Origin of the sequence: Bradyrhizobium sp. CCBAU 051011, assembly GCF_009930815.1 — a bacterium.
Lineage (GTDB): Bacteria > Pseudomonadota > Alphaproteobacteria > Rhizobiales > Xanthobacteraceae > Bradyrhizobium.
In genome coordinates this window covers 4,394,185-4,418,887 of sequence record NZ_CP022222.1, presented here as the reverse complement: position 1 = coordinate 4,418,887, position 24,703 = coordinate 4,394,185, and the positions used below count along the sequence as shown (strand labels likewise).

17 protein-coding genes and 5 pseudogenes are annotated in these 24,703 nt (G+C 62.6%); 9 read left to right on the top strand and 13 right to left on the bottom strand.

The window, feature by feature from the left end; genetic code table 11:
* The first annotated feature begins 233 nt into the window (after window positions 1–233).
* Complete coding sequence (locus ACH79_RS20815) at window positions 234–605, top strand: hypothetical protein (protein ID WP_161852653.1); 372 nt, start codon at window positions 234–236, stop codon at window positions 603–605.
* On the opposite strand, the gene ACH79_RS20810 is transcribed toward ACH79_RS20815, so the two are convergent.
* Complete coding sequence (locus tag ACH79_RS20810; protein WP_161852652.1) at window positions 602–1,525, bottom strand: hypothetical protein; 924 nt, start codon at window positions 1,523–1,525, stop codon at window positions 602–604. The two genes, ACH79_RS20815 and ACH79_RS20810, sit on opposite strands and share 4 nt — an antisense overlap.
* Between ACH79_RS20810 and ACH79_RS20805 the strand changes: the two genes are divergently transcribed.
* Together ACH79_RS20805 and ACH79_RS20800 are read left to right on the top strand one after the other, a co-directional pair.
* Window positions 1,524–2,696 carry an efflux RND transporter periplasmic adaptor subunit gene (locus ACH79_RS20805; RefSeq protein WP_161852651.1) on the top strand — a complete coding sequence of 391 codons (1,173 nt, stop codon included), beginning with the start codon at window positions 1,524–1,526 and terminating at the stop codon, window positions 2,694–2,696. The genes ACH79_RS20810 and ACH79_RS20805 overlap by 2 nt on opposite strands.
* Window positions 2,693–5,803 (top strand): efflux RND transporter permease subunit, encoded by a 3,111-nt coding sequence (locus ACH79_RS20800; protein ID WP_161852650.1) that lies wholly within the window; start codon window positions 2,693–2,695, stop codon window positions 5,801–5,803. The genes ACH79_RS20805 and ACH79_RS20800 overlap by 4 nt, the downstream gene beginning before the upstream one ends.
* A gap of 45 nt (window positions 5,804–5,848) precedes the next feature.
* Here ACH79_RS20800 and ACH79_RS20795 read toward each other — a convergent pair whose 3' ends face one another.
* The 5 genes and pseudogenes from ACH79_RS20795 to ACH79_RS20780 form a co-directional block, all read right to left on the bottom strand.
* Entirely contained in the window at window positions 5,849–7,054 is a 1,206-nt protein-coding gene (locus ACH79_RS20795; RefSeq protein ID WP_246738698.1) for an ATP-binding protein, read from the bottom strand.
* 27 nt (window positions 7,055–7,081) lie between these two features.
* Window positions 7,082–7,342 (bottom strand): annotated as a pseudogene (locus tag ACH79_RS44080) (PAS domain-containing protein); the annotation flags it as partial.
* Between the two features lie 175 nt (window positions 7,343–7,517).
* Window positions 7,518–9,203 (bottom strand): annotated as a pseudogene (locus ACH79_RS20790) (AMP-binding protein); the annotation flags it as partial.
* A 231-nt stretch (window positions 9,204–9,434) separates the two neighbouring features.
* Window positions 9,435–9,824, bottom strand: a complete 390-nt coding sequence (locus tag ACH79_RS43070; RefSeq protein WP_202639282.1) for a hypothetical protein — start codon at window positions 9,822–9,824, stop codon at window positions 9,435–9,437.
* A 14-nt stretch (window positions 9,825–9,838) separates the two neighbouring features.
* On the bottom strand, window positions 9,839–11,494 hold the full coding sequence (locus tag ACH79_RS20780; protein ID WP_161852648.1) for an amidase: 1,656 nt from the start codon (window positions 11,492–11,494) through the stop codon (window positions 9,839–9,841).
* A 182-nt stretch (window positions 11,495–11,676) separates the two neighbouring features.
* Here ACH79_RS20780 and ACH79_RS20775 point away from each other — a divergent pair, with 182 nt between their 5' ends.
* The gene (locus ACH79_RS20775; protein ID WP_161852647.1) at window positions 11,677–11,856 is read left to right on the top strand and encodes a DUF2905 domain-containing protein; all 180 of its coding nucleotides are present in this window, start codon (window positions 11,677–11,679) and stop codon (window positions 11,854–11,856) included.
* Here the strand turns inward: ACH79_RS20775 and ACH79_RS20770 are convergent.
* Window positions 11,846–12,292: a hypothetical protein gene (locus tag ACH79_RS20770; protein ID WP_210255658.1), complete on the bottom strand. Its 447-nt coding sequence runs from the start codon at window positions 12,290–12,292 to the stop codon at window positions 11,846–11,848. The two genes, ACH79_RS20775 and ACH79_RS20770, sit on opposite strands and share 11 nt — an antisense overlap.
* 148 nt (window positions 12,293–12,440) lie before the next feature.
* On the opposite strand from ACH79_RS20770, the gene ACH79_RS20765 reads away from it, so the two are divergent.
* Window positions 12,441–12,926 (top strand): adenosine-specific kinase, encoded by a 486-nt coding sequence (locus ACH79_RS20765; RefSeq protein ID WP_161852645.1) that lies wholly within the window; start codon window positions 12,441–12,443, stop codon window positions 12,924–12,926.
* A gap of 153 nt (window positions 12,927–13,079) precedes the next feature.
* On the opposite strand, the gene ACH79_RS20760 is transcribed toward ACH79_RS20765, so the two are convergent.
* The 3 genes and pseudogenes from ACH79_RS20760 to ACH79_RS44945 all read right to left on the bottom strand — a co-directional run bounded on the left by ACH79_RS20760 (window position 13,080) and on the right by ACH79_RS44945 (window position 15,646).
* Entirely contained in the window at window positions 13,080–14,861 is a 1,782-nt protein-coding gene (locus ACH79_RS20760; RefSeq protein ID WP_246738619.1) for a Rieske (2Fe-2S) protein, read from the bottom strand.
* A 97-nt stretch (window positions 14,862–14,958) separates the two neighbouring features.
* Window positions 14,959–15,063: pseudogene (locus tag ACH79_RS20755) on the bottom strand (SDR family oxidoreductase); the annotation flags it as partial.
* Window positions 15,064–15,098: 35 nt separating this feature from the next.
* A pseudogene (locus tag ACH79_RS44945) lies at window positions 15,099–15,646 on the bottom strand (LysR family transcriptional regulator).
* 239 nt (window positions 15,647–15,885) lie between these two features.
* Between ACH79_RS44945 and groL the strand changes: the two are divergent.
* From groL to ACH79_RS20740, 3 genes and pseudogenes are all read left to right on the top strand, one after another.
* A pseudogene (groL, locus tag ACH79_RS20745) lies at window positions 15,886–17,200 on the top strand (chaperonin GroEL); the annotation flags it as partial.
* Window positions 17,201–17,746: 546 nt separating this feature from the next.
* Window positions 17,747–18,037, top strand: a complete 291-nt coding sequence (locus ACH79_RS43055) for a hypothetical protein (protein ID WP_202639394.1) — start codon at window positions 17,747–17,749, stop codon at window positions 18,035–18,037.
* 282 nt (window positions 18,038–18,319) lie between these two features.
* Entirely contained in the window at window positions 18,320–18,895 is a 576-nt protein-coding gene (locus tag ACH79_RS20740) for an isoprenylcysteine carboxylmethyltransferase family protein (RefSeq protein WP_161852644.1), read from the top strand.
* Between the two features lie 533 nt (window positions 18,896–19,428).
* On the opposite strand, the gene ACH79_RS20735 is transcribed toward ACH79_RS20740, so the two are convergent.
* Entirely contained in the window at window positions 19,429–20,061 is a 633-nt protein-coding gene (locus ACH79_RS20735; protein ID WP_161852643.1) for a nucleoside deaminase, read from the bottom strand.
* A gap of 201 nt (window positions 20,062–20,262) precedes the next feature.
* On the opposite strand from ACH79_RS20735, the gene ACH79_RS20730 reads away from it, so the two are divergent.
* The gene (locus ACH79_RS20730; protein ID WP_161852642.1) at window positions 20,263–20,673 is read left to right on the top strand and encodes a DsbA family protein; all 411 of its coding nucleotides are present in this window, start codon (window positions 20,263–20,265) and stop codon (window positions 20,671–20,673) included.
* Between the two features lie 308 nt (window positions 20,674–20,981).
* Here the strand turns inward: ACH79_RS20730 and ACH79_RS20725 are convergent, their stop codons facing one another.
* On the bottom strand, window positions 20,982–22,955 hold the full coding sequence (locus ACH79_RS20725; protein ID WP_161852641.1) for an ATP-binding cassette domain-containing protein: 1,974 nt from the start codon (window positions 22,953–22,955) through the stop codon (window positions 20,982–20,984).
* Window positions 22,952–24,688 carry a peptidoglycan-binding protein gene (locus tag ACH79_RS20720; RefSeq protein WP_161852640.1) on the bottom strand — a complete coding sequence of 579 codons (1,737 nt, stop codon included), beginning with the start codon at window positions 24,686–24,688 and terminating at the stop codon, window positions 22,952–22,954. The genes ACH79_RS20725 and ACH79_RS20720 overlap by 4 nt, the downstream gene beginning before the upstream one ends.
* Window positions 24,689–24,703 lie beyond the last annotated feature (15 nt).

Here is a 24,703-nt window from a genome sequence, read left to right as displayed (position 1 = left end):
CTTGACGGGCTGGCGGGATTTCCTCCGCCAGCCCGTCTTCTTTGCTGTGCGCCAAAGGCGTTCGCCTTTGAAGCCCGTAGCGCTGCTCTGGCTCGTGAACGTGACTAACGCCGAATTTAATGGATGCCTTGTGCATCGCACCTACCTGTCACTCATCCGACGTTTCGTCCGCGCGACCGACTGAAGCTCGCGCGTCGCGGCGCCGAACAATCTGACTGAAAAGGAGTGTCACGATGAAACGGATGATCACGATACTGGCAACAGCTCTGCTTGCTTCCAGCCTGGTGACCGGCGCGGCTGAGGCCCGCGGTGGCGGTGGTGGCGGCGGTCATGGCGGAGGTTTCGGCGGCGGCGGCGGTCACATTGGCGGCTTTGGTGGCGGCGCCCATATCGGCGGCATGGGCGGCGAACATCTGGGCGGCCTCGGCGATGGCCACATCGGCAGCGTCGGTCACATCGGCGCGCATGGCTTCGGGCTGCACCAGCACGCCTTCCATCGCTTCGACCGATACGGACCGGGCTACGGCTACTATTACGGTTATCCCGATTGCTACGACTGGTACGTCCTGCATCCCAACAGCCCCTTGCCGCTGAGTTGCAGTTAATCCCGCCGCGCAGGCCCCCGCGCGCGGGCTGTCGGTTCGGAGGACGTTTTCCGGTCCTCCTGGCGTCCTCCGGACCGGCTTCCCAATAGCCCCACAACTTTATAGCCCCACAACTTTGCGCCACGCGTTTGTCGTGCCGATCGAACGGCACCGGAGAGCAACATGAAACGCTTCCTGATGATCACGGCAGCCTCGACCTTGCTGTGCGGCCAGGCCTTTGCCCAGCAGGCGGCGGTGATGCCGACGCCTTCGCTCGCGTCGACTTCTCCGCTCGGCATGGTGCCGAGCGCGCCGGTCGGCGGCACCGGCATCCCGTTTGGCGCGACGGAAATCGCGTCACCCGGCGTAAGTCCCATGCCGATCTCGTCGACCGGCGCAATCGGCAGCACCGTGTGCTCGACCATCGGCACGGCCCCGTCGACGATGTTCGGATCGGCAGCGACCTTCGATGGTGGCGGCGTGGCGGTCGGAACGGTTATGCCGCAGAGCACGATGTCCACCATTTCGTCGTCAGGCATTCCGCCGACATCGGCTCTGATCGAAACGTCCGGGATGTCGAGCATGTGCGGCGGGGGATCGGGCAACCTTGCCGCATCATCGATGCCGACCTCTCCGGTGGCGCCGGGCGGCGTGATGCGAACCGGCATTCCAATGGGCTCGACGGAGATCGGCAATCTCGGGATTAGCTCCGCAGCCGTGGTACCGACCATCGCCGTTGCGCCCACCGTCAGCACTATCGCGCCAGCGATCCCGACGGTGCCCGCCGTCACGCTTCCGGCCCCGAACACGACAGCCGTCGCCGCGCCCACCGATGTCACGGGAATACCGAACATCACAGGGGCGCCAAACACGGTACCGGGCCTCTCAGCCGCCGCCACGATGTTCCGTTGATCGGAAACCCACTCGCGAGAAGCAGCCATGAAAAAGAGAGTCGCAGTATCCGCCATCTTGTTAGGCGCCGCCGCCAGCGGCCTTCTCTACCTGACGCACGCCCATGCGTTCAAAGCCGCCGCGGCCGCGCCGCCAGCTCCGGTCCCGGTCGTGGCCGGCGTGGTCGCGCAGCATGACGTGCCGATCTACCAGAACGGTGTCGGCACCGTGATTGCCTACAATACCGATGTCGTACGGGCCCAGATCCAAGGTCAGCTCATCAGCATCAACTTCACCGAAGGACAGACGGTTCATGCCGGCGACCTGCTCGCGCAAATCGACCCGCGTCCCTATCAGGCCCAGATCGACCAGTTCGAAGGCAACCTGGAGCGCGACCAGGCCCAGCTCACCAATGCCCGCGCCAATCTCGCGCGTTACAACCAGCTTGGCGACAAGGGCTGGGCCACGCCGCAACTGATCGAGACCCAGAAGGCGCAGGTCGGCCAGTTGGAGGCCGCGCTCAAGACCGACCAGGCGCTGATCGAAGCCGCCAAGGTGCAGCTCAGCTACACGCGGCTGACCTCGCCGATCGACGGCGTGGTCGGGATCCGCCAGATCGACGTCGGCAACATCATCAGCCCGACGACGGCCAACGGCCTCGTCGTGGTGACGCAGCTCGATCCCATCTCGCTGATCTTCACCCTGCCGGAGGGCGTGCTGCCGCAGATCCAGCGACAGCAGCAGGCCAGCAAGACGCCGCTGCCCGTCCTTGCCTATGATCAGAACAATTCGCTGCAGCTCGGCGAGGGAAAACTCGCACTGGTCAACAATGAGATCCTGCAGACCACCGGCTCGATCCAGCTGAAGGCCAACTTTCCCAACAGATCGCGCCAATTGTGGCCCGGTGAATTGGTGAACGCGCGGCTGCTCGTCACGACCCGGCACAACGGCCTCACCGTTCCCGCCAACGTCGTGCAGCAGGGGCCGAACGGCGCCTATGCCTATGTCATCCAGCCGGACGACACCGTGGCGATGCGGCCGCTCAAGGTCGCGCAGATCACCGACGGTGAAGCGCTGATCGATTCCGGCCTGAAGGCCGGCGAGCAGGTCGTGGTCGACGGACAATACCGGCTGCAGCCGGGCACGCATGTCACGATCCTGCACGGCGAAGCGGCCGAGGAAGCGGCAACGCAGCAAGCACAACAGGCGGTGATCCCATGAACATTTCCGCACCGTTCATTCAGCGACCGATCGCGACGGCGCTACTGATGGTAGGCCTGTTGGTCGGCGGCCTCGTCGCCTACCCGCTGCTGCCGGTCGCGGCCTTGCCGAACGTCAACTATCCGACGCTTCAGGTCACCGCGCAGCTACCGGGCGCCGATCCCCAGACCATGGCAGCGTCGGTGGCGACGCCGCTCGAGCTCCAGTTCGGGCAGATTCCGGGTCTTACCCAGATGACGTCGGCGAGCGCGCTCGGTTTCACCCAGATCACGCTGCAGTTCGATCTGAACCGCCAGATCGACGGGACAGTCAGCGATACACTGTCGGCGATCAACGCCGCGTCTCCGTTCCTGCCGCCCGGCATTCCCTATCCGCCGACGATCCGCAAGGTCAATCCGGCCGATACGCCGATCCTGGTGCTCGGTCTAACCTCGGACAGTCTGCCGCTGACCACGGTGGATGCCTATGCGGAAAACATCCTGCTGCAGAAAATCTCGCAGATACCGGGCGTCGGCCTTGTCGGCATCGGCGGCCAGCAGAAGCCCGCCGTGCGCGTACAGCTCGACCCGCAGGCGCTTGCCGCGCGCGGCATCAATCTCGAGGACGTCCGCACCGCGCTCGGCCAGGCCAATGTCGACATGCCGAAGGGCACGCTGAACAGCCCGAGCCAGACCTTCACGTTGAACACCAACGACCAACTCCTGAAGGCGGACGATTACGCCAATCTCGTCATCGCCTACCGCAACGGCTCGCCGGTCCGCATCCGCGACGTCGGCCGCGCCGTCAGCGCGCCGGAGAACGACCTGATCGCCGGCTGGTACAACAACCGGCGCGCCGTCATCCTGGCGATCCAGCGCCAGCCCGGCGCCAACGTCATTGATACCGTCGACCGGATCAAGGCGATGATGCCGGTGCTGCAGGCCTCGATTCCGCCCGCGGTTAAGGTCAACGTTATCTCCGACCGCACCGACACGGTTCGCGCCTCCATCCACGACGTTCAGTTCACGCTGCTGCTGACGGTCGCGCTTGTCGTGATGGTGATCTTCGTCTTCTTGAGAAACTTCTGGGCGACGGTCATCCCGGCGGTCACCGTTCCACTGTCGCTGATCGGCACCCTCGCCGTCCTCTACGAGCTCGGCTACAGCCTCGACAATTTGTCGCTGATGGCGCTGTCGATCGCCGTGGGCTTCGTGGTCGACGACGCCGTGGTCGTGATCGAGAACATCGTGCGCCACATGGAGGGCGGCGCCACGGCGTTCGAGGCCGCGCTGAAGGGCGCTGGCGAAATCGGCTTCACCATCATGTCGATCACGCTGTCGCTGATCGCCGTGTTCATTCCGCTGTTCCTGATGGGCGGATATGTCGGGCTTTTGTTCCGCGAATTCGCCGTCACCGTCAGCGTCGCCCTTGTTCTGTCGCTTCTTATCTCGCTGACCTTGACGCCCATGATGTGCGCGCGGCTGCTCAAGCCGGAAAGCAGGACGCATGGGAGGCTGTTCCGCATCCTCGAAGGCGGCTTCAACTCACTCCTCGGAATCTACGAGGCGGGGCTCAGAATCGTGCTTCGTCACCGCTTCATCACGCTGTTGACAATGTTTGCGACCATCGCCCTGACCGGCTATCTCTACGTCGTCATTCCCAAAGGCTTCTTTCCGCAGCAGGACACCGGGCTGATCATCGGCCTGTCCGAGGCCGCGCAGGATATCTCCTATTCTGCGATGGCCGAACGCCAGCAGGCCCTGCTTAATGCCATTACGCAGGATCCGGCCGTGGCATCCGTCGGCTCGGCGATTGGCGCCGGCGGCGGCAATACCACCATCAACAACGGCCGCGTCTACATTGCGCTGAAGCCTTACAACCAGCGCGACAATATGGAAACGGTGCTTGCCCGGCTGCGGAAGAACCTGGCGAACATCCAGGGCGTCACGCTCTATATGCAGGCCGCACAGGACATCACCATCGGCGGCCGGGTTTCGAAAACCCAATATCAGTACACGCTGGGCGATGCCGATCCAGGCGAGCTGAACCATTGGGCGGCACTGTTCCTCGACAGGATCAGGAAGATCCCCGGCATCACCGATGTCGCAACCGACCAGCTCAATTCCGGTCCCCTGCTCGACATCGCCATCAAGCGCGAGGTGGCCTCGAGCTACGGCATCCTGCCCTTCACCATCGACAACACGCTCGACGACGCTTTTGGCCAGCGCATCGTCTCGACCATGTACACGACCCTGAACCAGTATCATGTGATCATGGAGGTCAATCCGAAATTCCAGTACTCGCCAGAGGCGCTGACCGGAATCTATGTGAAATCCTCTACCGGACAGGAAGTGCCGCTATCGACGCTGGTCGACAGCGTGGTCAAGGTCGCCCCGCTCGTGGTCAACCACCAGGGCCAGTTCCCGTCGGTGACGATCTCCTTCAACCTGTTGCCGGGTACGGCGATCGGCGAAGCGACCAGCGCCATCCAGAATATCGAGCAACAGCTCGGCAAGCCGCTGTCGCTGCAGACGAGTTTCCAGGGTAACGCGCAGGCGTTCGGAGACTCGCTGTCGACCACGCCGATCCTGATCGTGGCCGCGCTGTTCGTGATCTATCTGATCCTGGGCATCCTGTATGAGAGCCTGATCCACCCCATCACCATCATCTCGACGCTACCGTCGGCCGGGCTCGGTGCGCTGCTGCTGCTGATGGCGGTCCATCTCGATCTCAGCGTGATCGCGATCGTCGGCATCATTCTCCTGATCGGCATCGTCAAGAAGAACGGCATCATGCTGGTCGATTTCGCCCTGCATGTCGGTCAGCGGGAGGGATTGTCCGCCGAGGACGCGATCTATCGCGCCTGCATCATGCGCTTCCGTCCCATTCTCATGACCACAATGGCAGCCATGCTCGGCGGCATTCCGATGATGCTCGGCACCGGCGCGGGCTCAGAGATACGCCAGCCGCTGGGTTACGCCATCGTCGGAGGGCTCGTCGTGTCGCAGATGCTCACGCTCTACACGACGCCCGTGGTCTACATCTACCTGGACAGGCTGCAAGCCTGGCTGTTCGGCAAGAAGAAGCCGGCCATCGACGGCGATGCCAAGCCGATGGCGGCCGAATGACGGGCCTCCTGGTGGCTCCCGGAGACGCGATGAGATCCACCAATCTCAGGCTCGCTTCGGGCGCAAGGGCAAAACCGAGCGCGCATCTGCCCGCGCGCGCATCACTTCCTCCATGGCGGCCACCAGCGCCGCCTGGTCGAACGGCTTCGAAATGCGCGGCAAATCAGGCTGCGCGGAGCCGGGCAGCTCGGCATATCCGGTGCAGAGCACCACCGGCGTGCCGGGATGCTCGGCGGCCACCGTCTCGGCAAGCTGCAGCCCGTTCATCCCCGGCATGGCGTAGTCTGTCACCACAATGTCAATCTTCGGCATTCGGCGCAAAAGCTGGACGGCCTCTTCGCCGGAGCGCGCCTCGACCACGGCGTGGCCGAGATCATCGAGCATTGCAGCGATACTGTCGAGGACGAGAAGGTCATCGTCGACCACCAGCACGGAGACGGGTCGATTGCTACGGGGCGCGGAGCGTGACGGCTCCGCCGCATGGGGCTCGGGCACATTGTCGTCCTGCGAGGCCGGCAGCCAGATCTCGGCCGTGGTCCCTTCGCCGATGCGGCTCTTCAGCATCAGCACGCCTCCGGACTGTTCAGCCAACCCCTTTACCATCGAGAGGCCGAGACCGGTTCCCTTGCCCACCCCCTTGGTCGTAAAGAACGGCTCCTGCGCATGCTTCAACGTCTTTTCGTCCATGCCAGATCCGGTATCGCTTACCGAAAGCGCGACGTATCGTCCCTCGGCAAGGCCATCGATGGCCTGCTCTTCGCGCGCGGCGATGCTGATGGTCCCGCCGCTCGCCGTCATCGCATCGCGCGCATTGACGGCGAGGTTGAGGATCGCGAGCTCGAGCTGGTTGGCATCAACCTTCACCTTCGCGAGCTCGATCGGAAAACGGGTCTCGACCCGGATCGCTGGATTAAACTTCAGCAGCGCGGACATTCCGCGGACCAGTTCCGGCACATCCACGACGACGGGCTTGAGGTCCTGCTTGCGCGCGAAGGCCAGCATGCGCTGGGTCAGCGACGCCCCCCGGAGCGCACCATGGATCGCGTTGTCGAGGAGCCGGTGAATCCTCGGATCTTCCGGCTGGAGACGCTTCTTCGCGAGTTCGAGGCTGCCCAGAATCACCGCGAGTATGTTGTTGAAGTCGTGCGCGACACCGCCGGTAAGCTGCCCGACAGTCTCCATCTTCTGCGATACCGCCAGCGCGTCACGGGTGCGCTCCAGCGCTTCCTGGGCCAGGCGGCGTTCCGTCACGTCCCGCACAATCTTGGCAAAGCCGATGGCCTCGCCCCGCTCGTTTTGCACCACGCGTATGGTCGCTTCGGCCCAGAAGCGGCTGCCGTCCTTGCGGACGCGCCACCCTTCGCCTGCCGACTTGCCTTCCCGCTTGGCTTCCAGAAGCACTTCCTCCGGAATGCCGGCGTCGCGGTCCTCGTCGGTGTGAAGGATGGCGTAGTGCGTCCCGACGATTTCCTCGCCGTAGCCGATCAGCCTGATAGCGCCGAGATTCCAGTTCGCCACCCGGCCCTCGGGGTCGAGCATGAAGATGGCGTGATCGGCCACCCCTTCCACCAGCAGGCGGAACTTCTCCTCGCTTCGCCTGAGCGCCTCGGCTTCGCGACCGGCGCGTTCGGCCGAGGAGCGATCGTACACGGCCACGGCAAGCCCGATGACAAGGACCACAATGGTGGTTCCGGCGATCCAGCCCCCTTCCCTCCGCAAGAGAGCGGTTCACCTCGGCAACATCTTTCGCCACCATGTCGTAGACCAGCGGATGCCCCGCCAGCTCCTGATAGGAACCGTATGCGATATTGTTGCGTTCGGCCCAGTTCGCCACAGCGACCGGGTCGATATTAAGAAAGGCGCAAACGAAATCCCTGGAGTCGCCGTAGACGACCGCTTCCTTGATGTTGGGAAAGAACTTCAACTTGTTCTCAAGATACTTTGGCGCAAACATCGTGCCGTCAGCCAGCCGACCAACATCCTTCGCGCGATCGATGATCTTCAGATGCCCAGTCTTCTCGTCGAAGAAACCGGCGTCGCCGGTCTTGACGTAGCCGTCGGACGTCATGGCCTCCGCGGTCTTCGCCTGATCCTTGAAGTATCCGACGAACATGCCCGGGGAGCGGAAGTGCACCTCGCCTGTTTCCGCAATGCGGATGTCGACGTTCGGTGCAGCCGGGCCGACCGTATCGGAGTAGATCTCACCGTCAGGCTGGCAGGTAACGTAAAGGAACGCTTCGGTCTGACCGTACAGTTGCTTCAGGTTCAATCCGATCGAGCGGTAAAACGCGAACAGATCCGGACCGATGGCCTCACCTGCAGTATAGGCGACGCGCACGCGAGACAGGCCAAGAACGTTCTTGAGGGGCTCGTAGACCATCAAACGCCCGACCGCATAGAGCAGCCGGCCAGACAGCGGCACCGGCTTTCCGGTCAAAATCGACTCGCCATAACGCCGCGCAATGCCAAGGAAGTAGTTAAACATGCGCCGCTTGATGGCTGCAGCGTCCTCCATGCGGATCATTACCCGCGTCAGCATGGCCTCGAAACCGCGCGGCGGGGCGAAATAGAAGGTTGGTCCGATCTCGCGCCGATCCTGCTCGATCGTCTCACCGCTCTCGGGACACGCCATGCAGAATCCAGCGACAATGCCCTGTGCATAGTTGAGGTAATGATCACCAACCCAGGCGAGCGGTAGGTAGGCGAGCGCCACGTCCTTGTCGGTCAGGCTGTCAAACCTGACGGTATCAGTCGCAGCGTCGATGCAGCCTCGCGCCGACAGCATGACGCCCTTCGACGCGCCGGTCGTTCCCGAGGTGTAGAGGATGATCGAGATGTCAGAACCTTCACCCTGCCGGATGAACTCATCGATCTGCCTGCCGAGCGCCGCGCTGGCCGCAAGCGCGGCGCGGCCGTCTTCGATGACATCGCGGATTGCGATCAATCGATCGTGGTCGTAGTCATCGAGGCCACGCGGCTCGTCATAGACGACCTTGTGGAGATGCGGCACCCGGTCGGATACAGAAGAGACCTTGTCGACCTGCTCCTGATCTTGCGCCGCAACAAACTTTACGTCGGCGTGAGCGAGGACATAAGCAAGCTCGTCAGCCACTGCATCCGAATAGACCGGAACCGGAATCGCGCGCAGCACTTGCGCTGCCATCAGCGTCCAATAGAGCTTCGGCCGGTTGGAGCCAACGATGGCGATCGTGTCTCCTGGCTGCAATCCAAGTCGATGCAAGCCCGCAGCGTAGGCGCGCACGATCTCTGCGACCTGGGCCCAGGTCCACGTCTGCCAGATGCCGAGATCTTTGTGCCGAAACGCAGGGCGGCTGCTAAACTGCGCGGCATTTCGCGCCAGCAGCTTGGGGAACGTGTCAAACGATCCGCCAACGGCCATGTCGGTCTCTATCTAAAACCGGCACGTTGATTCGCGCCTGCTTATTGTGCGCTGCGCCCTTCGGGAAGCAGCCATACGAATTCCGCATGCGTCCCTTACATTACAACGGATCGAAAGTCCTACAAGTCCTGGCTTGATCGACCCGAACCCGTTGGTGGGTAATCAGTTGGTATAAATAAGAAAGCGGGCGACCGATGGTCGGCGTAGCTTCGCTCTACTTGCAGTGGCAGGTCATCGGGGATGCAGACCGTAATTCAGCTGCAGGCGGCCCGAGCCAAGAATTAGCTGCTCGCATCCATCCTCAAAGACGAACTTCGCTTCGTCCTTCGAGAAGACATGCGAGGTCGCGTAGTGCTTCTTCGACAGCTTCTTCTTCCGCCTTGCCACTTCGCCGGACAGACGAATGATCACGTCGTGTTCATAAGTCTTTCCGTCAATCGTGATGGTGCCGAATCTAGTGCGTTCGATCTCCATGGCCCGCCTCTTCATGATCTCGGCACGAGGCCCGACTCCGCGTCGGCAGACGAGCCTGGCATCGATGTCAGGGCAGGCCGCGTCGCTCGCCGGCTCGCGGGCCTCCTGTTTCCGAACCTTGGACCCGACGGTGCCGTTAGCCAGCAATTCGCTACTGCTGTCTACCCGACGATCTGGAACGCGTCTGCCGCACGCAACACGGTGCCGTCCTCCCAGTGGCGTCCGACCAGCATCATGCCAACCGGGAGCCCTGCCGACATGCCTGCCGGAACCGTGGCGGCAGGATGGCCAGTGACGTCGAACGGGCAAGTGTTGGAAATCATTTCAAGTGCCCGCGCAACATAGTCCTCGCGGCTCGCGTCCGGGGCGGGGAGGAGCGTGGCCTTCAAGGGTAACGTCGGCATGAGCAGGAGATCGACGTCTTTGAGTTGCTCGTCGTAGGCGGCGCGTAGCATGCGCGCGAGGTTTTGGGCCTTCGCGTAGTAGCGGCCCTGATAATTGTCCTGCATGTACTGGCCGAGCAGGACGACGAGCTTGACGGTCTCCGAAAGGTCGTTGGCGCGCACCCGCCGACTCCGGCCGTAGAAGTCCAGCAGCGAAGTTGTGTAATGCCCTTTCCAGTTGGTTCCCATGCTGTTGCCCGCGACCATCAGCGCCGTGGCACCCTCGACGGCGATAGCGTTCCAGATATGGATGCCGTCGCGGTGGAGGGGGATCGATACCTCGCTTACATTCCCTCCCGCTCGCGTCAGGCGCTGTGCTGCCTCGCGCACCATGGCGTCGACATCGGGCTCGGAATTGGGCCAGCCAAATCCCTCCTTAACGATTCCGATCCGCAGGCCACGCACGTCTCCGGTGAGCTGCTTGGTATACGCTTCCGTACGCAGTCCCGCCGGTTGGCGCGGGTCGAGGCCATCGGCGCCGGCGAGCACTTCGAGAAGCCGGGCGGCATCGCCGGCGGTGCGGGCAATGGGTCCGGTATGATCAAGTGTTAATTCAATCGGGAAGACACCCGTGTATGGCACAAGCCCGTGGGTGGGCTTGTGGCCAACCGCTCCGCAGAAAGAGCTGGGAATTCGGATCGATCCTCCCTGGTCGCCCCCGATGGCCATGTCGCACTCGCCCGCGACGACGAGCGCCGCACTGCCGCTGGAGGAGCCTCCGGCAGATCGCTTCGGATCGTGCGGATTGAGCACGGGCCCAGTGTCGGAGGTATGGCTACCGCCCGAGAAGCAAAGATGCTCACACACGGCCTTGCCGACGATCTCCCCACCGGCGTCGAGGATGCGGGTCACAATGGTCGCATCCACGTCGGGGACGTAGCCCTCCAGCACGTTGGAACCGTTCATCATCGGGATACCGGCAACGCACACATTGTCTTTGATGGCGATTTTCTTGCCCGCGAGAGGCCCCGAAGTTGCGCCTTTGATCGAGCACTTCCAGTACCAAGCGTTGAGCCGATTGTCCGAGACACCTGGTCGGAACCCCGCGTCCCGCGGGTACTTCACCGCCAATGTCGGCTCCGCGAACTGGTCCAGCCGACGGTATGACGCGAGCACGCCGTCCATGAGGTTGCGGAACGACGTCAGATCGTCGCGGCTGAGAGCCAAGTTGTAGGATTTGGCGATGCGCTCCAATTCAGGCAGCGGCGGCTTGCGCAGAATCCGCGGCGCCGTCGCCGTCGAGGGTAGCGGTTGCGCACCCGCCTCGGCGGCCGCACGAAGGGGCGTTGACGCCGCAGCGACAACGGTTGCTGCTGCGCCGGCCGTGCCGGCATGAAGGAAACGACGACGCGAATAGTTTGGCGATGCTCTCATAGGCATATCCTCCCTCGACCAATAGTTTGACTTCTCAATCTACCACTCGCCCTAAGTGTCGGGACCGTCCGGTGTTCGATGGCCGCGTCGGTCACCAAGCGGAGATCGCCGACGCTGCTGAAGCGAAGCAGCCGCACAAGGTCGGGACGGAGGCATAGCCGAGCGGATCGTTGCGATAATTAATGCGCCTACCGGTCGTTCCGCTCGGGCTGCAATGGCCAGTGATCAACAAGATCGGCTTGGGCCGGTTGCCCGGCGACATTCTCGTCGAGCGCGACAACTTCCGCGTTTATATCCCGCTCGCAACATCGTTGCTGGTCAGCGTGATCCTTTCCCTGACCCTCTGGCTCGCTAACCGGTAGTCGTCGGCGCCTCGCGCTCAGAGTGGACAGCAGTCGGGAGTGTTCGCGTCCGGCCTGCCGGCAGCATCATCGTCTGCGTCGTGAGCAGCCATGGCATCCACATGAATCGTGTGGCCTGCACCCAAAACGTGAAAGGGTTAGCTGCCTCGAACAAGGACCCGAGCGCTTCGAAGGATGGCGTTGCCCGCAGGTTGATTGATATCTGCTCCCAATCACCATTCGGCGATTGCCGGTGAATGATGTCGATGTCGAGGCCGGCCAAACGAGCGCTTGCGCTCGTCGCATCGATATCGCTGTCTCGACTGTGTGTTCGCTCTGGCATCGGCCCGATTCCGTCCCGCTGCTGATTATCGCTCATCATTCCCGGTAATGAAAGCTCGCGGACTTGCTGCCGCGACCATGGCCGCTCCCCGCGGGCCGCCGTGTTCCGCGCCATCAACGCAGCCGGCGAAGCGGTCTAGGTGTTCGAGCCCCACGAGGAAGCCGAAGCGTGGATGGCAGCGAAATCGGCCGCCTATGGCGGCTTGCAATCACCTTCCGGCGGCTACCATGGAATGCGTAGCTCACCCTGCAGGAGCGCAGCCATGGAACTCACCGTGGTGCCCATCGTCAAGCCGGACGACGCCAACTTCATCTTCGGCCAGTCGCATTTCATCAAGACCGTGGAAGACCTCCACGAGGCGCTGGTGGGCGCGGTTCCGGGCATCCGGTTCGGGCTGGCCTTCTGCGAGGCCTCGGGCAAGCGGCTGGTGCGCTGGTCGGGTAATGACGAACCCGCCCTCGCCCTCGCACGCGACAACGCATTGGCCGTCGGCGCCGGCCACACTTTCCTGATCTTCCTGGGCGACGGGTTCTTTCCCGTCAACGTGCTGGCTGCGGTGCGCGCGGTGCCGGAAGTCTGCCGCATCTATTGCGCGACGGCCAACCCGACACAGGTAATCGTCGCGCAAACGGAGCTGGGCCGCGGCGTGCTCGGCGTGGTGGATGGCGCCTCGCCGCTGGGTGTCGAAACCGACGCCGACATTGCGTGGCGGAAAGACCTGCTGCGCAAGATCGGCTACAAGCTGTAGTGGCTGGATGAGGCCGAACCCGACAGGATGCACCACCACTGCAGCTGACGCTGCCACGCATCGAACGCGAAGCGCGCGCCAGGATCGCGGCGAAGATCGCAGCGCGTCAGGTCTGCTTTCAGATCGCCCTTAGTGCGCCCTCAGCGCGTCATGTCAGGACGATCCAGCCTCTTGATGCAGCTCGCCGCCTCGCATCAAGCGGCGGGCGATGTCGGCTGTCTGCAGTGACGCGCGTTCGGTCGGTGAATGGGCCGCCAGATAGCGGGCAACCGCGATGAGGATGTGCCGGCCCTCGTCCGTGTCGCCCCACGCGCCGAATTGCCGGACTCCCGCCTCCAGCATCTGATACGCATGGAAGCCTGCATCTTCGCGCAGCACCGCATGCGCGAGCGTGGCGATCAGCGCCTGCGGCGAATGGCCGAGCGTGAGATGCCGTGCCACCAGGCGTGCGGCGAGATCGACCTGTCGCTGCCGGTCAAAGGCGTCGAGCAAGGCGGCGCCGATCGTCTCTGGATCCGCGGGCAGATCATCGAGCTGCTCGCCGCCGTCGCCCGGAATGCGCGCCGGCGGCACATTGAGATAGCGAGCAAGGTAGAGCGCCATCGCTCCGTGCAATACGCCGCGGACGGCCGTGACGTGAGTGTCGGTGTTGGCAGTCCCGATGCGCGTCAGCATCTGGTGGACGGCGTTGGCGTAGGTGAAGACGTGATGCGCCGTCTCCCAGTCGGCGTGCTCGTTGGCATTGCCGAAGCGCGCCACCCTGAGCGCTGCCGCGTAGGCGAGGGATCGGCCAAGGTCAGCAGGGACCGCACCGGCGCGGATCGCCTCCTTGAGCGCGTCAACGATCCTGGCTGGATCGTCACCGAGCAGCTCTTGAGCAAGTGCGGTGTGGCCCGACCAGTCACGCGAGCCGCGTCCGGCAGCACACAGGTCCGCGAGGACGCTGGCTGATTCCTCACACAACGCAACAAGGTCAACGGGCTGGCGCCAGGCCGTCGATTCCTCGGCGCCACGGGCCGCTACCATCTGGCCGACGACAGTCGGCAGCAGAGCCGCCGCGTGTTGCCAGCCGACCAGGTCGAGGCACTCGAATACCTTGTTGATGAAGTCGAGCGAGTGCCCGGTGTCGGCGAAAACCCGCTCGGTCTCGGCGGCGAACAGGGCATCAGCGAGTTCAGCCGGAGAGAAGCCGGCCGCAATCGCCGTGAGCAGGGTGCGCTCGGCCGCCTCGCGATGGCGCACTTTTGTCCAACGCCGCAGCCAGCGTTTGAGCGCGGCCGGATCCGGCCGGCTTCCAAGCGGCGCGCGTTCCCGCCGCGGCGCCTCGCCGTCGCAGTCCCCCGCCACACGGCGTGCGCCGTGGAATAGAGCGAGATAGGCTTCCTCCTCCGGCAGCACAGGCAGGATATTGGCGAGTGCCGTAAGGATCGTAAGACCCACGCCCCAGCCGTCGCGATTCTGCGACCCGAACAGAGCCACTTCCCGTACGATTTCGGCCTGTGGTACGCCGGCCGCGAGTTGACCATGCAAGGCCTTGGCAATAACGAGGCCGAGGTCGTGGGCAAGGCCGTTCGCAAGCCGCTGATGCCAATGCGCGGTGAGATCGGCATAGGTGAACGTGGTCTTTACCCAGACGTCACCATTGCGCACCTCGACCGGGCAGGTCGGCACATCGTCCGCCCACAGATCGAAGGTGCAGCCGCTTTCGAGATCGAAGCGAGCGTGGTGCCAGTGACAGGTCAAGATGCCGTCCTCGACGCTGCCGCGCTCGAGCGGGAAGCCCATGTGCGGGCACCGATTGTCGAGGGCGAAGACGCGCCCGCGGTCGTAGATGACGAGGATCGGACGATGGCCACCGCGCACAACGAGCCGCCCCTTGATCTTCAGCTCCTCAAGGCTGCCCGCCAGCGCAAATTCCTTGCTGGGCGCGTCCATGAGCATACCTCCCATTGTCGGTTTGGGGCCGTTGCAGGCACTCCGCAACATAGGCATCCCCTTGGGCAAAGGCGAGAGGATGCCGTGGTTTTCGTCGTCAACGGGTTTTGTAGCCGCCATCCACAGCGAGTGCGTGGCCAATCACGAAGCTCGAGCCAGGGCTGCAGAGCCAAAGAACCGCTGCAGCGATCTCCTCGGGCCTTGCTCGGTTCCGCAGAAGACCCAGACCGATTTCTACTAGACTTCCGTTCGCAAAGCAGTGCGCTCGTGGTGGATACATTGCGGCCGGGCGGGTGCGTTCAGCGCGCTCTTCACCATCTGACCAAACGCCAGGAAGTCGACCTTGCGTGGAGACGTCCGGCGCCACGCCAGCCCGATACGGCGGCCGGGTTGCGGTTCGACAAAACGCAGGAGCTTCACTCGGTCGTCGCGCAACTCGACATCGGCCGCGACTTCTGGAACTAGCGTGGCGCCATATCCACTCGCCACCATCTGCATGACCGTTGCAAGGCTCGTTGCACTGAGGCTCGAGGCCACAGTCCAACGCCCCTTGGCACAACTCCACCAAGGATCGCTCCGGCGCGTTGCGCGATCTCGATGCCGAGTTCGGTGAACATTGGCGCGCCCGGGCGCCGCTCGATCAACTCTATGCCGAGAAGCCCTTCCAGTTCGTGGATCTGCATTGAAAGAGCGGGCTGGCTGACACAACACTCCGCCGCGGCTCGTCCGAAATGTTGATGACGGGCAAGCGCATCAAGATAACTTAGCTGCCGGGTCGTAATCACCCCGATAAGATATTCTTAATGCCGCGGCAAAGCAGTTTGATTGGCTTTTTGGCCGCTAGCTTAAAACATTGGACGGCCTGAAATCGTGTGGGTTGAAATCACCAGAGCAAGCGCGCCGCACGAGCTCGCTTTGCGAGGGTTAGCTTGTTGTGCGGACAAGCAAAGGGAGGACCGCAAACTCCGACTTAGAACGCCCTTAGGCGCCCGCGAGGTCACCTGATTAATTCGGGAACCAATCCATGGTAGGCAGACAAATCGCATTCTCCGGCAGGGCGCGTGAAAGTATGCTGCGCGGTGTCGACATTCTCGCCAGCGCGGTGCAGGTGACGCTCGGGCCCAAGGGCCGCAACGTGGTAATGGAAAAGTCGTTTGGTGCACCCCGCATTACCAAGGACGGTGTGACGGTCGCCGGAGATATCGAGCTCGAGAACAAATTCGAGAACATGGGGGCGCGTCTCGTGCGCGAGGTCGCGAGCAAGACCTCCTATGTCGCCGGTGACGGCACAACCACTGCAATCGTGCTGGCGGCTTCTCTTGTTCGCGAAGGCACCAAGGCAGTCGCCGCCGGCATGAATCCGATGGACCTGAAGCGCGGCATCGACCTTGCGGCCGAGGCTGTCGTCGAGGATCTCAAGAGAAACTCGAAGAAGATAACTACCAACGACGAGATCGCTCAGGTGGGCACCATCTCCGCCAATGGCGATGCCGAAATCGGCAGGTTGCTCGCGAGGCCATGAAGAAGGTCGGCAATGACGGCGTGATAACGGTCGAAGATGCGAAGTCGCTTGAGACCGAGCTCGACGTGGTCGAGGGCATGCAGTTCGATCGGGGTTATCTCTCGCCCTACTTCATCACCAATGCCGACAAGATGCGGGCGGAGATGGAGAATCCCTACGTCCTCGCATATGAGAAGAAGCTCTCTGACTTGCGGGAACTGCTGCCACTGTTGGAAGCCCTGGCGCAGACGGGTAAACCGCTGCTCATTATCGCCGAAGGGGTCGAAGGCGACGCACTCGCTACCCTCGTGGTCAACAAGCTGCGCGGCGGCCTCAAGGTCGCGGCGGTGAAAGCGCCCGGCTTTGGCGATCGCCGCAAGGCGATGCTGCAAGACGTCGCCATCCCTACCGGTGGTACCGCCATCTTGGAAGATCTCGGCATGAAGCTTGAGAACGCCACGCTCGACATGCTCGGCCGCGCCAGAACGGCAATGATCGACAAGGAGAGCACCACGATCGTCGGAGGCGCCGGCAAGAAGGCGGACATCGAGGCCCGCATCAACCAGATCAAGAAGCAGATCGCGGAGACCACCTCTGACTATGACCGCGAGAAGCTAGAGGAGCGACTCGCCAAGCTCGCCAGCGGGTGGCAGTGATCCATGTCGGCGGGGCGACCGAGATCGACACGAGAGAGCGCAAGGATCGAGTCGACGACGCGATGCACGCGACGCGCGCGGCGGTCGAGGAAGGCATTTTGCCGGGCGGCGGCGTCGCACTGCTGCGTGCCGCCAAGGTGCTCAACCGGATGAAGCCTGCCAACGAGGACCAGAAGCATGGCGGGGTGCCCACGTGACAGACGCGAACAGCACGTTCAGTCCTGCTAGCCGAACCGCCTTTCTCAGATTATCGTGCCAAGCGTGACAACAGGCTGACCAACGTCACTGCTTCAATGCCCATTCCGAAAGGTTTGTCGTCGCTCACTGAGCAATTGACCTCTATCAGACCGTGACGTCGGCGACGAGATTGGCAAACCGGGCCAACGTCAATGAGGCCGGAGCCTGTTCAAAGACCGAACGGTTAAGACGCGCTAGGCCACCGACCGCGGGACAGTCGCACCGTCTCGATCCGCTGACACATCTTGCAGCGATATTGAATAAGATCATTCCCCTGGTCATCAGGGTCAATCTTCTCAAGATTCATCGTTTGATTGCAGTAAATGCAAGTCAACAAATCGAGCAGCCTGCTCCGGTTATCGTTCATATGAGCCGTAGCCGCCACTGGCGTGTGTCCCTCTGCCGCAGTTCAACTAGCAACATATCGTTGTGCCCGATGTTCCTAAGCTATCCGCTTGTTGGCGTTACCCTTGCGGCACAGGAGGCCGGGCATGAGGTTGGTTCATATTGGGTGGTTTAGGAGAAGCAACTGGCATTGGGCAACGATTCTGGGTTTATTAGTCCTGCCGTCCTTCCCGGAAACTCTTGCGGCGCAGGGACTGCCGGTTGAGACCGGATCGCACATGTCGGTCGCCCTATTGTTCGCCGGTGCCATCGTGCTCGGACTGGCGATAGCCTACGGCATCACGCGAAACAGGAGCCGGACGCGCTCCGAGAAGCACAATACCGAACAAGCAACGAAGGATCTTTACGTGAGAGAAGAGCGGGACAGGCAAGCTTAGGCGGCGAGTAGGCATCCGCCTAGCGGATCCGTAAACGTGGATGCCTTCCCACGAATTGCACCCATCGATGAATGGGCGGCATTCTCAGCACTGCAATCGTGGAGATACTGATCACGGTACTTTCGTTATCACGGCACGCTGTACCTTTTCGAGAAGGGCGGAACGATATTCATTCCGAAGGATGCTTGGGACCAGCCGGTCGCTGCCCTTGCGGTGAGCTATGTGCTCCCCATACTCCAGCTACCCATCGCGCTCTATCTGATACGACTCCGTGCCTAAGAAATGTCAACACTGGCCGTCGTCCTCCGTATCGTCGCTCTCCTCGCCTTTGCGGGACTCATGTTGTTGTCGGTCAGCTGGAGTCGCGGACGTGCCAAGACGCGAGCACGTCAGGATCGTGGCGACCGAGCACCGGTGGTGGCGAACTTCACTGCTCTCGGCCTGTTCTTCCTTTCGCTTCTGATCTTTCCCAGCAGCCCCGCCGGTTTCACGGCACTGCTGCTGGCGCTGTCAGGGTCCCTTCTTGCGCTAGCGGGCGCCGCCCTCGTCGTCAGATCCCAGGCCGAGCTTGGTGCCGCTTGGAGCTACGCGCCCATAGCAGATCAGAGCACCGGCCTCGTCACAACCGGTCCTTATCGCCTCGTGCGACACCCCATCTATCTAGGCCTTGCACTGCTCGTCATGGGCGAAGCGCTCGCCTTCGGCAACTGGCCGGCTCTCTTTATTGCGCTGTCGGGGATCGTCCCGACCTTGGCCTGGCGCGCCCGCGCGGAGGAGAAACTGCTCAGCCGTACATTTGACGAGCGCTACGAGGTCTATCGACAGCGAACCAAGATGATCATCCCGCACCTTCTCTAGACCTGCCCACGACGTGTCGACTAACGTTACGCGATGCGGCAAAGAATAATCGCGAACCTCGGCCCGCTACCTTCTGCCCGACCTCCGGACTATGGATATCCGGAAGCCGCAGCGACGGCGAAGTTCCTCATTCGCGACCTTAACAGGACCCGATCGGCATCGTTAGAGCAGAGCTCGCATGCCCTCTTCGTGGCTCCGCCAGAGTACGACCAGGACGATTAAATGACCGCGGGCGCGGAGCTGGTGTAGTGAGCGACTGAGGCAAGATCGCCTATGGCGATCAACGTCGATTCGATGGACGTCCGCTTTCCGGCAGCGACTCCAGGTACTGGAGGTCGGCTAGGGTCAAAACGCCGTTTTAGCTCATCAATGTCAGTCGGCATGTCTCAATGGCGCCAATACCGGAAGGTCGCAGTTCTGCCAATCTTAGCCTATGCCCGCCCTTGAGGCGCGCCAAGAGCGCGTCGGAGACAACAATTCAAGAGGAACAGACCCAATAAACCAACTAGGTGACATCTAAGATGTGAAGAATCCTAACCGCGCCAAAGGCGATCAATAACCGAAACCCTTGCCCAAGTTGCAAGGCGCGAGCCGGGCCCAACTCGCATCTTGCCTTTTAAAGTCCCGGCCCGATCATCTCCGGAGCCATCCACGAATATCCTTCGAGCATTCACGAATTCCCAAATGATCGGATTCCACTTCTGAAAAACCCTCTGAACTTCGTCGTGCAAAAATCCTGACACGACATCGGGCGGGGAAGCAAATACCTCCGGCAATGTTGAGGACAAACCGGCATCGGTCAGAATATTCCATCGTGAGTTACCGCCCATTACCGGGGATCGTAGGCCGAATATCACTCTGCCGATCCTGCTTTCCCGGATGGCGTAAGAACACATCGCGCAAGGCTCGATAGTTGAATAGATCGTGCACTCATCAAGGCTCGTTGACCCTAACTTTTTCTGAGCTGAAGAAATTGCGACCATCTCGGCGTGCCGCGTAACGTCTCGTTCGTGTCTGACCATATTGAGCGATTCGCAAATGAATTCGCCTCGCCGTCCGATGACAGCAGCAAACGGGTATTCCCTCCTTGAACTCGCGGATTGCGCCAGAGCAACGCAGCGGCGCATCATTGCTATATCGAATGCTTCTGAATCATGCTTGGTCATGGCACTGACTTTTGCGGTACGACGGACCGTCAAGATGATTTCGGGATTTGCCCCGGACGCCAATAATGATGACTGCTCACGGTATTAATTACATCGAGAAAGCTCTGCTGATCGCTCAACGGCTCGGGAAACTGAGCGGCATTATAGCAGCCTACCGGACGGCTGTCCGGCCGCGATTGGCGCAAGATTCGCTATTCCTACATGGACGCCCGGCGTCTTGGCGCTCGCCGCGATTTGATCATCCGTGGTACGCGCAAAATCTACGACCCCATTGCCGCGCACATAGGGATGCTTCTGGCCTCGCGAACTAGCGATTCCGTATTCCGTTGCTATCACGATACGCACTGCGAGCGATTCTGGTGTGGCGAGCTCGATATCGAAGACACGAGAGCGATAAGAACTCTCCTCGTTGAGGCGGGCGCGGAGGGTCGCGCCTTCGACGAGTTGATCGCATCCGGCGAAGGCGCCGGCCGGTGCCGTGCGATCGCTGCGGAGGATGAAGAGCGAGGCGTGTTCGGCGTCCCGACGTTCCTGCTGCACGAAACCGGCGAGCTTTTCTGGGGCACTGACAGGGTCTGGCTTCTGCGTGGGCGGCTGTCGGCCAAGTTGTAAGCGAAGACAGCGTTCCGGAGGACGCCACGACATTGTCAGTCGAGGCCGACACACGAGTTTTACAACGCTGCTCTCGTTGGCTTTTGCTAGATTTTCTTTGATCTCCCGGTGCACACGCGGTCCTCTAACCAATTGAAATGCTTAAACTCTCGCTCCAATCCATCATTGGCAAATTTGCGCTAGCTCCAGCCCGTGAGCGCCAAGCTATTCAGACGAATGCTCAACGATTCAATTCAGGATGCCCTCTTAAGCAAAAGCGTCACCCGACTCGACTTTCCTTGCGAACCAAATTGGATTTGATGTCCGAACTAGTGTCGGAACGCTTCGGCCGGTTCGAGCGCGGCGGCGCGCGAGGCGGGATACACCCCCGACAGCAGACCGATCACCCCGCCCACAGCTGGCGCCAGCAAGGGAGCGAGCGGGTCGAGCACCGGCGTCCAGACCTGATACGCCGAGACACCCACCACGATCAGCACCCCGACACTGGATCCGAGTAGTCCCCCCACGACACCCATGGACGCACTCTCAATCAGGAACTGTGAAGCGATGTGGCGGCGCGTCGCACCAATGGCACGGCGCAGTCCAATCTCCGCTGTCCGCTCCATTACCCCCACCAGGGTGATATTTGCGATCCCGAGCGCGCCGACTACGAGCGACAGGCCGCCCAGCAGCAGGAACATCATATTGAGATCGGTTTGCACGTCGTCGCGCACGCGCCGCGGCTCCTGCGGCAGTTGCACGCGAAGCGCGCGCGGGTCGTCCGGCCGCAGCGCCGCCCGCGCCTGCATCGCGATCAGGGAAGCGGCGCCGATCTTTGTCTCCACGACCACCATGCCAGGCCCGAACAGGCTGAAATGCCGTCGCGCCGTGCCCTCGGGAATGATGACCGAACCAAGCAGTTCCGGCTTTCGCACCACATCACGGAGGATACCAATCACGAGATAAAGCTCGTCGCCGACGTAGATCGCGGGCAGCCGCTCGACCCCGGTGATGCCCAGGCGGCGCGCGGCATCGGGGCCGAGGATCGCAACGCGCTCGGCGCGGGCAGAATGCCCGCCGTCGATAAATCGTCCCGAGGCAAGGTCGGCGCGCACCGCGCGGAACAAATCCGGCGAGGCGGCGCGCACCGCCAGTTTGAATGCGGTCTGATTGGACGGATCCACCACCGGCGAGGCGCTGACGAGCATGTCGTGGACATTGACGTCGCTGAGCAGGCCCGCGGCCACGACACCGTTCAACCGCGTGAGCCGTTCCGTCGCGTCCCATGGAATGGCACGCGGATCAACCGTGCCGGTCGCCATTCCAGGCCGCGCCGTGATGAACAATTCCGTGGCGGCGAGTTGATCGAACTGACTGATGATGCGGTTGCCTGCGGTTCGCGTCAGACCGATGGTGGCGACCAGCGCCGACATGCCGATAACGATGCCAAGCACCGTCAGCGCCATGCGCGCCGGCCGCGCGATCGCCCCGGCGATGGCCTCGGATACGAGGTCGCGCGTTGTGATCCCCGAAGGCGCAATGCGCGCCCGGGATGGAGGTGGCAATGCCGTCTCGGTTCCACCAAAGAGCCGGCCATCCTTCATGTTGACCCGGCGCGAGCCCCGGCGCGCAACGTTCTCGTCGTGCGTGACAACGACAATCGTCATGCCCTCCTTATTGAGCTCGGTGAAGAAGTCCAGGATCGACTCGGTGTTCTTGGAATCGAGATTGCCGGTCGGCTCGTCGCACAAGAGCAGGCTCGGTGATCCCATCAGGGCGCGGGCGATCGCCACTCGCTGACATTCGCCGCCGGACAATTTCGAAGGCAAGAAATTCGCGCGATGCTCGAGGCCGACGCGGCGAATCTCCTCCATCGCCCGCTCGCGCCGCCCGCGTCCGGTGTGCCGGCGGTATACTTCCGCCAGCATGACGTTCTCGAGGACAGTGCGATAGGGCAGCAGGTGGAATGACTGAAAGATGAATCCAACGCGGCGGCTGCGCAGCCCGGCCCGCTCATTCTCGCTCAGCTTTGTCGTTTCGATACCATCAAAAACGTATTGCCCGCTGGTTGGCCGGTCGAGGCAACCGAGGATATTCAATAGCGTGGATTTCCCCGAGCCGGATGGACCGGTTATCGACAGCCATTCGCCGCGTCGCAGTACGAGGTCGACATCGATCAGCGCGTCGACCGCGGGATCGGTCCCGAATCGCTTGCACACTTTACGCAGATCGAGGACGTGGTCGGCATCGGCAGCAACCGCTTTGATCGGCACCGCCGGCCGTATGTCCCCCTTGAGCCTCATTTGACCGCGGCCGGCTCGGCTGTTTTATAGCCGACCACCACGAGTTGGCCAGGGACCAGTCGCGCGTCGGAGGTGTCCACCTCGACATAGCCGCCCGTCGAAAGTCCCGGCTGCACGGTGACGTATTCCTGTTTGCCGCCGCGATCGACCAGCACGCGCGACGTGCCGTCGGCGGCAAGCGACACCGCGCTGGTCGGCACCGCAGTGACCGCGCCCTTCGACGTCTCGATCGGGATAGTCAGACGGACGGAAAACCCTGCCAGGAGCACAGGCGTGGTCTCCACCCTGACCCCGAGATAGAAGTGATAGCCGTCCACGCCGCGCGTGCCGGGTGTGTTCGCCACCGTCTCGACGACGCCGGTCGCCTTGATCCCAAGCGCCTGCTCGTCAATCGCAACTTTCATCCCGGGCTTTACTAACGGCGCAGCTTCAAGTGGCAGCTGCGAGTCGATGCTGAGCTGGTTGTCGGTAACACTCAGGACCGGCCCGGAAGCATTGGCTGCGACCGCAGCGGTCACCTCGTGGACGCGGATCGGAAGCGACGGGATGAATACGACCTCGTCCGCAGGCACCTGCACTCCGAGCTTCGCACGCGCCGTCGCAAGTTCGCGTTCGAGCCGCCCTGCTCGCTCGCTTGCGACCTGGACGTCGAATTCGGCGAGCGTCTGCTGTTCCTGCGCGGCGCGCACGTTGCGCTCTCCTTCCAGGCGGGCCGCCTTCACGGCTCCCTCGGCAACCCGGATCCGTTCGTCGGCCAGGCCGGCCTCGCGCGCCGCGGTCTGAATCGCCAGATCGGCTTCCAGCTTCGCCTTGCGCTGCGCAGCACGAGCCACTTTGAGCTTGGCCTCGGCCGCGGCACGCGCCGTTTCGGTCTGGCGCGGATCGAGAACGATCAGGGCACGATCGGCGACTTGCGTGGCGACATCGGCACTAGCCGCGGTCGCGGAATGCGCGGCCCGAGCGCGTTCGGCTTCAAGCGCGAGCGATTTGCCGGCGCGCGCGTCGGCCAGCTGGCGGCTATCACCAACACGCGCCGCGCTGTCGAGGGCAGCTTGTCGCGTGTTCTGCTCCGCCGTGGCCCGCGCGGCGGCGGCGGCTTTCACCGCCGTTTCGCGCGTGGCCTCGGCGGCAAGCTGGGCGCGCGCGGCATCCGACCACTCTCTCTCGAGCGCGGCAACGGCCGCGCGTTGTTCGCGCGTCGGTGCAAACGGATCCCAGCCGGCCTTTTTATACATGCGCTCGACGGCGCCGGATGTCTTCTGATCGTAATTGCCATCGACTGTGCCCGGATCGAAGCCGAGACGAGCCAGGGCTTCTTCGAGCTGGCGGACGTCGCCGCCGCTGGTTCCGGGCGCCATGTCGCGAAAAGCCGGTGCGGCGCCGCTGAGGACAAAGACCGGACGGCCGGATGCGGATAGAATCACCTCGCCTTCCCCAAAGTTCGCATTCGGTCGCGGCAGCGACGAGATCAGCCCGGCGCCGCCCTTGACCGTTGAAGGTGCAATTGAAATCGGCTGAGGCAGCCCGAACCGGACCGTACCGCGGGTGACGATATCGGAACTCAGTACACGCGACTCCACAGGTACAAGGATCGCGGATGGCTCGGGCGCCGCAGTGCGCGCCGCCATTTCCGCCGGCGACTGGATCCTGGAGCCCATGTACCAAGCGCCAAGCGCCATGCCTCCAACCGCGCCCAAGATCGCCCAGAGAATGTTTACGCGCTTTGCGGCCATGCCGTAGTCCCTCCC

Excerpts from the sequence above, each read along its gene's own strand:
- ACH79_RS20815 (WP_161852653.1), top strand. The coding sequence starts at position 234 with ATGAAACGGATGATCACGATACTGGCAACAGCTCTGCTTGCTTCCAGC.
- ACH79_RS20805 (WP_161852651.1), top strand. The coding sequence starts at position 1,524 with ATGAAAAAGAGAGTCGCAGTATCCGCCATCTTGTTAGGCGCCGCCGCC.
- ACH79_RS20810 (WP_161852652.1), bottom strand. The coding sequence starts at position 1,525 with ATGGCTGCTTCTCGCGAGTGGGTTTCCGATCAACGGAACATCGTGGCG.
- ACH79_RS20800 (WP_161852650.1), top strand. The coding sequence starts at position 2,693 with ATGAACATTTCCGCACCGTTCATTCAGCGACCGATCGCGACGGCGCTA.
- ACH79_RS20780 (WP_161852648.1), bottom strand. The coding sequence starts at position 11,494 with ATGAGAGCATCGCCAAACTATTCGCGTCGTCGTTTCCTTCATGCCGGC.
- ACH79_RS20775 (WP_161852647.1), top strand. The coding sequence starts at position 11,677 with ATGCGCCTACCGGTCGTTCCGCTCGGGCTGCAATGGCCAGTGATCAAC.
- ACH79_RS20770 (WP_210255658.1), bottom strand. The coding sequence starts at position 12,292 with ATGGCGCGGAACACGGCGGCCCGCGGGGAGCGGCCATGGTCGCGGCAG.
- ACH79_RS20765 (WP_161852645.1), top strand. The coding sequence starts at position 12,441 with ATGGAACTCACCGTGGTGCCCATCGTCAAGCCGGACGACGCCAACTTC.
- ACH79_RS20760 (WP_246738619.1), bottom strand. The coding sequence starts at position 14,861 with ATGGACGCGCCCAGCAAGGAATTTGCGCTGGCGGGCAGCCTTGAGGAG.
- ACH79_RS43055 (WP_202639394.1), top strand. The coding sequence starts at position 17,747 with ATGAGGTTGGTTCATATTGGGTGGTTTAGGAGAAGCAACTGGCATTGG.
- ACH79_RS20740 (WP_161852644.1), top strand. The coding sequence starts at position 18,320 with ATGTCAACACTGGCCGTCGTCCTCCGTATCGTCGCTCTCCTCGCCTTT.
- ACH79_RS20735 (WP_161852643.1), bottom strand. The coding sequence starts at position 20,061 with ATGACCAAGCATGATTCAGAAGCATTCGATATAGCAATGATGCGCCGC.
- ACH79_RS20730 (WP_161852642.1), top strand. The coding sequence starts at position 20,263 with ATGGACGCCCGGCGTCTTGGCGCTCGCCGCGATTTGATCATCCGTGGT.
- ACH79_RS20725 (WP_161852641.1), bottom strand. The coding sequence starts at position 22,955 with ATGAGGCTCAAGGGGGACATACGGCCGGCGGTGCCGATCAAAGCGGTT.
- ACH79_RS20720 (WP_161852640.1), bottom strand. The coding sequence starts at position 24,688 with ATGGCCGCAAAGCGCGTAAACATTCTCTGGGCGATCTTGGGCGCGGTT.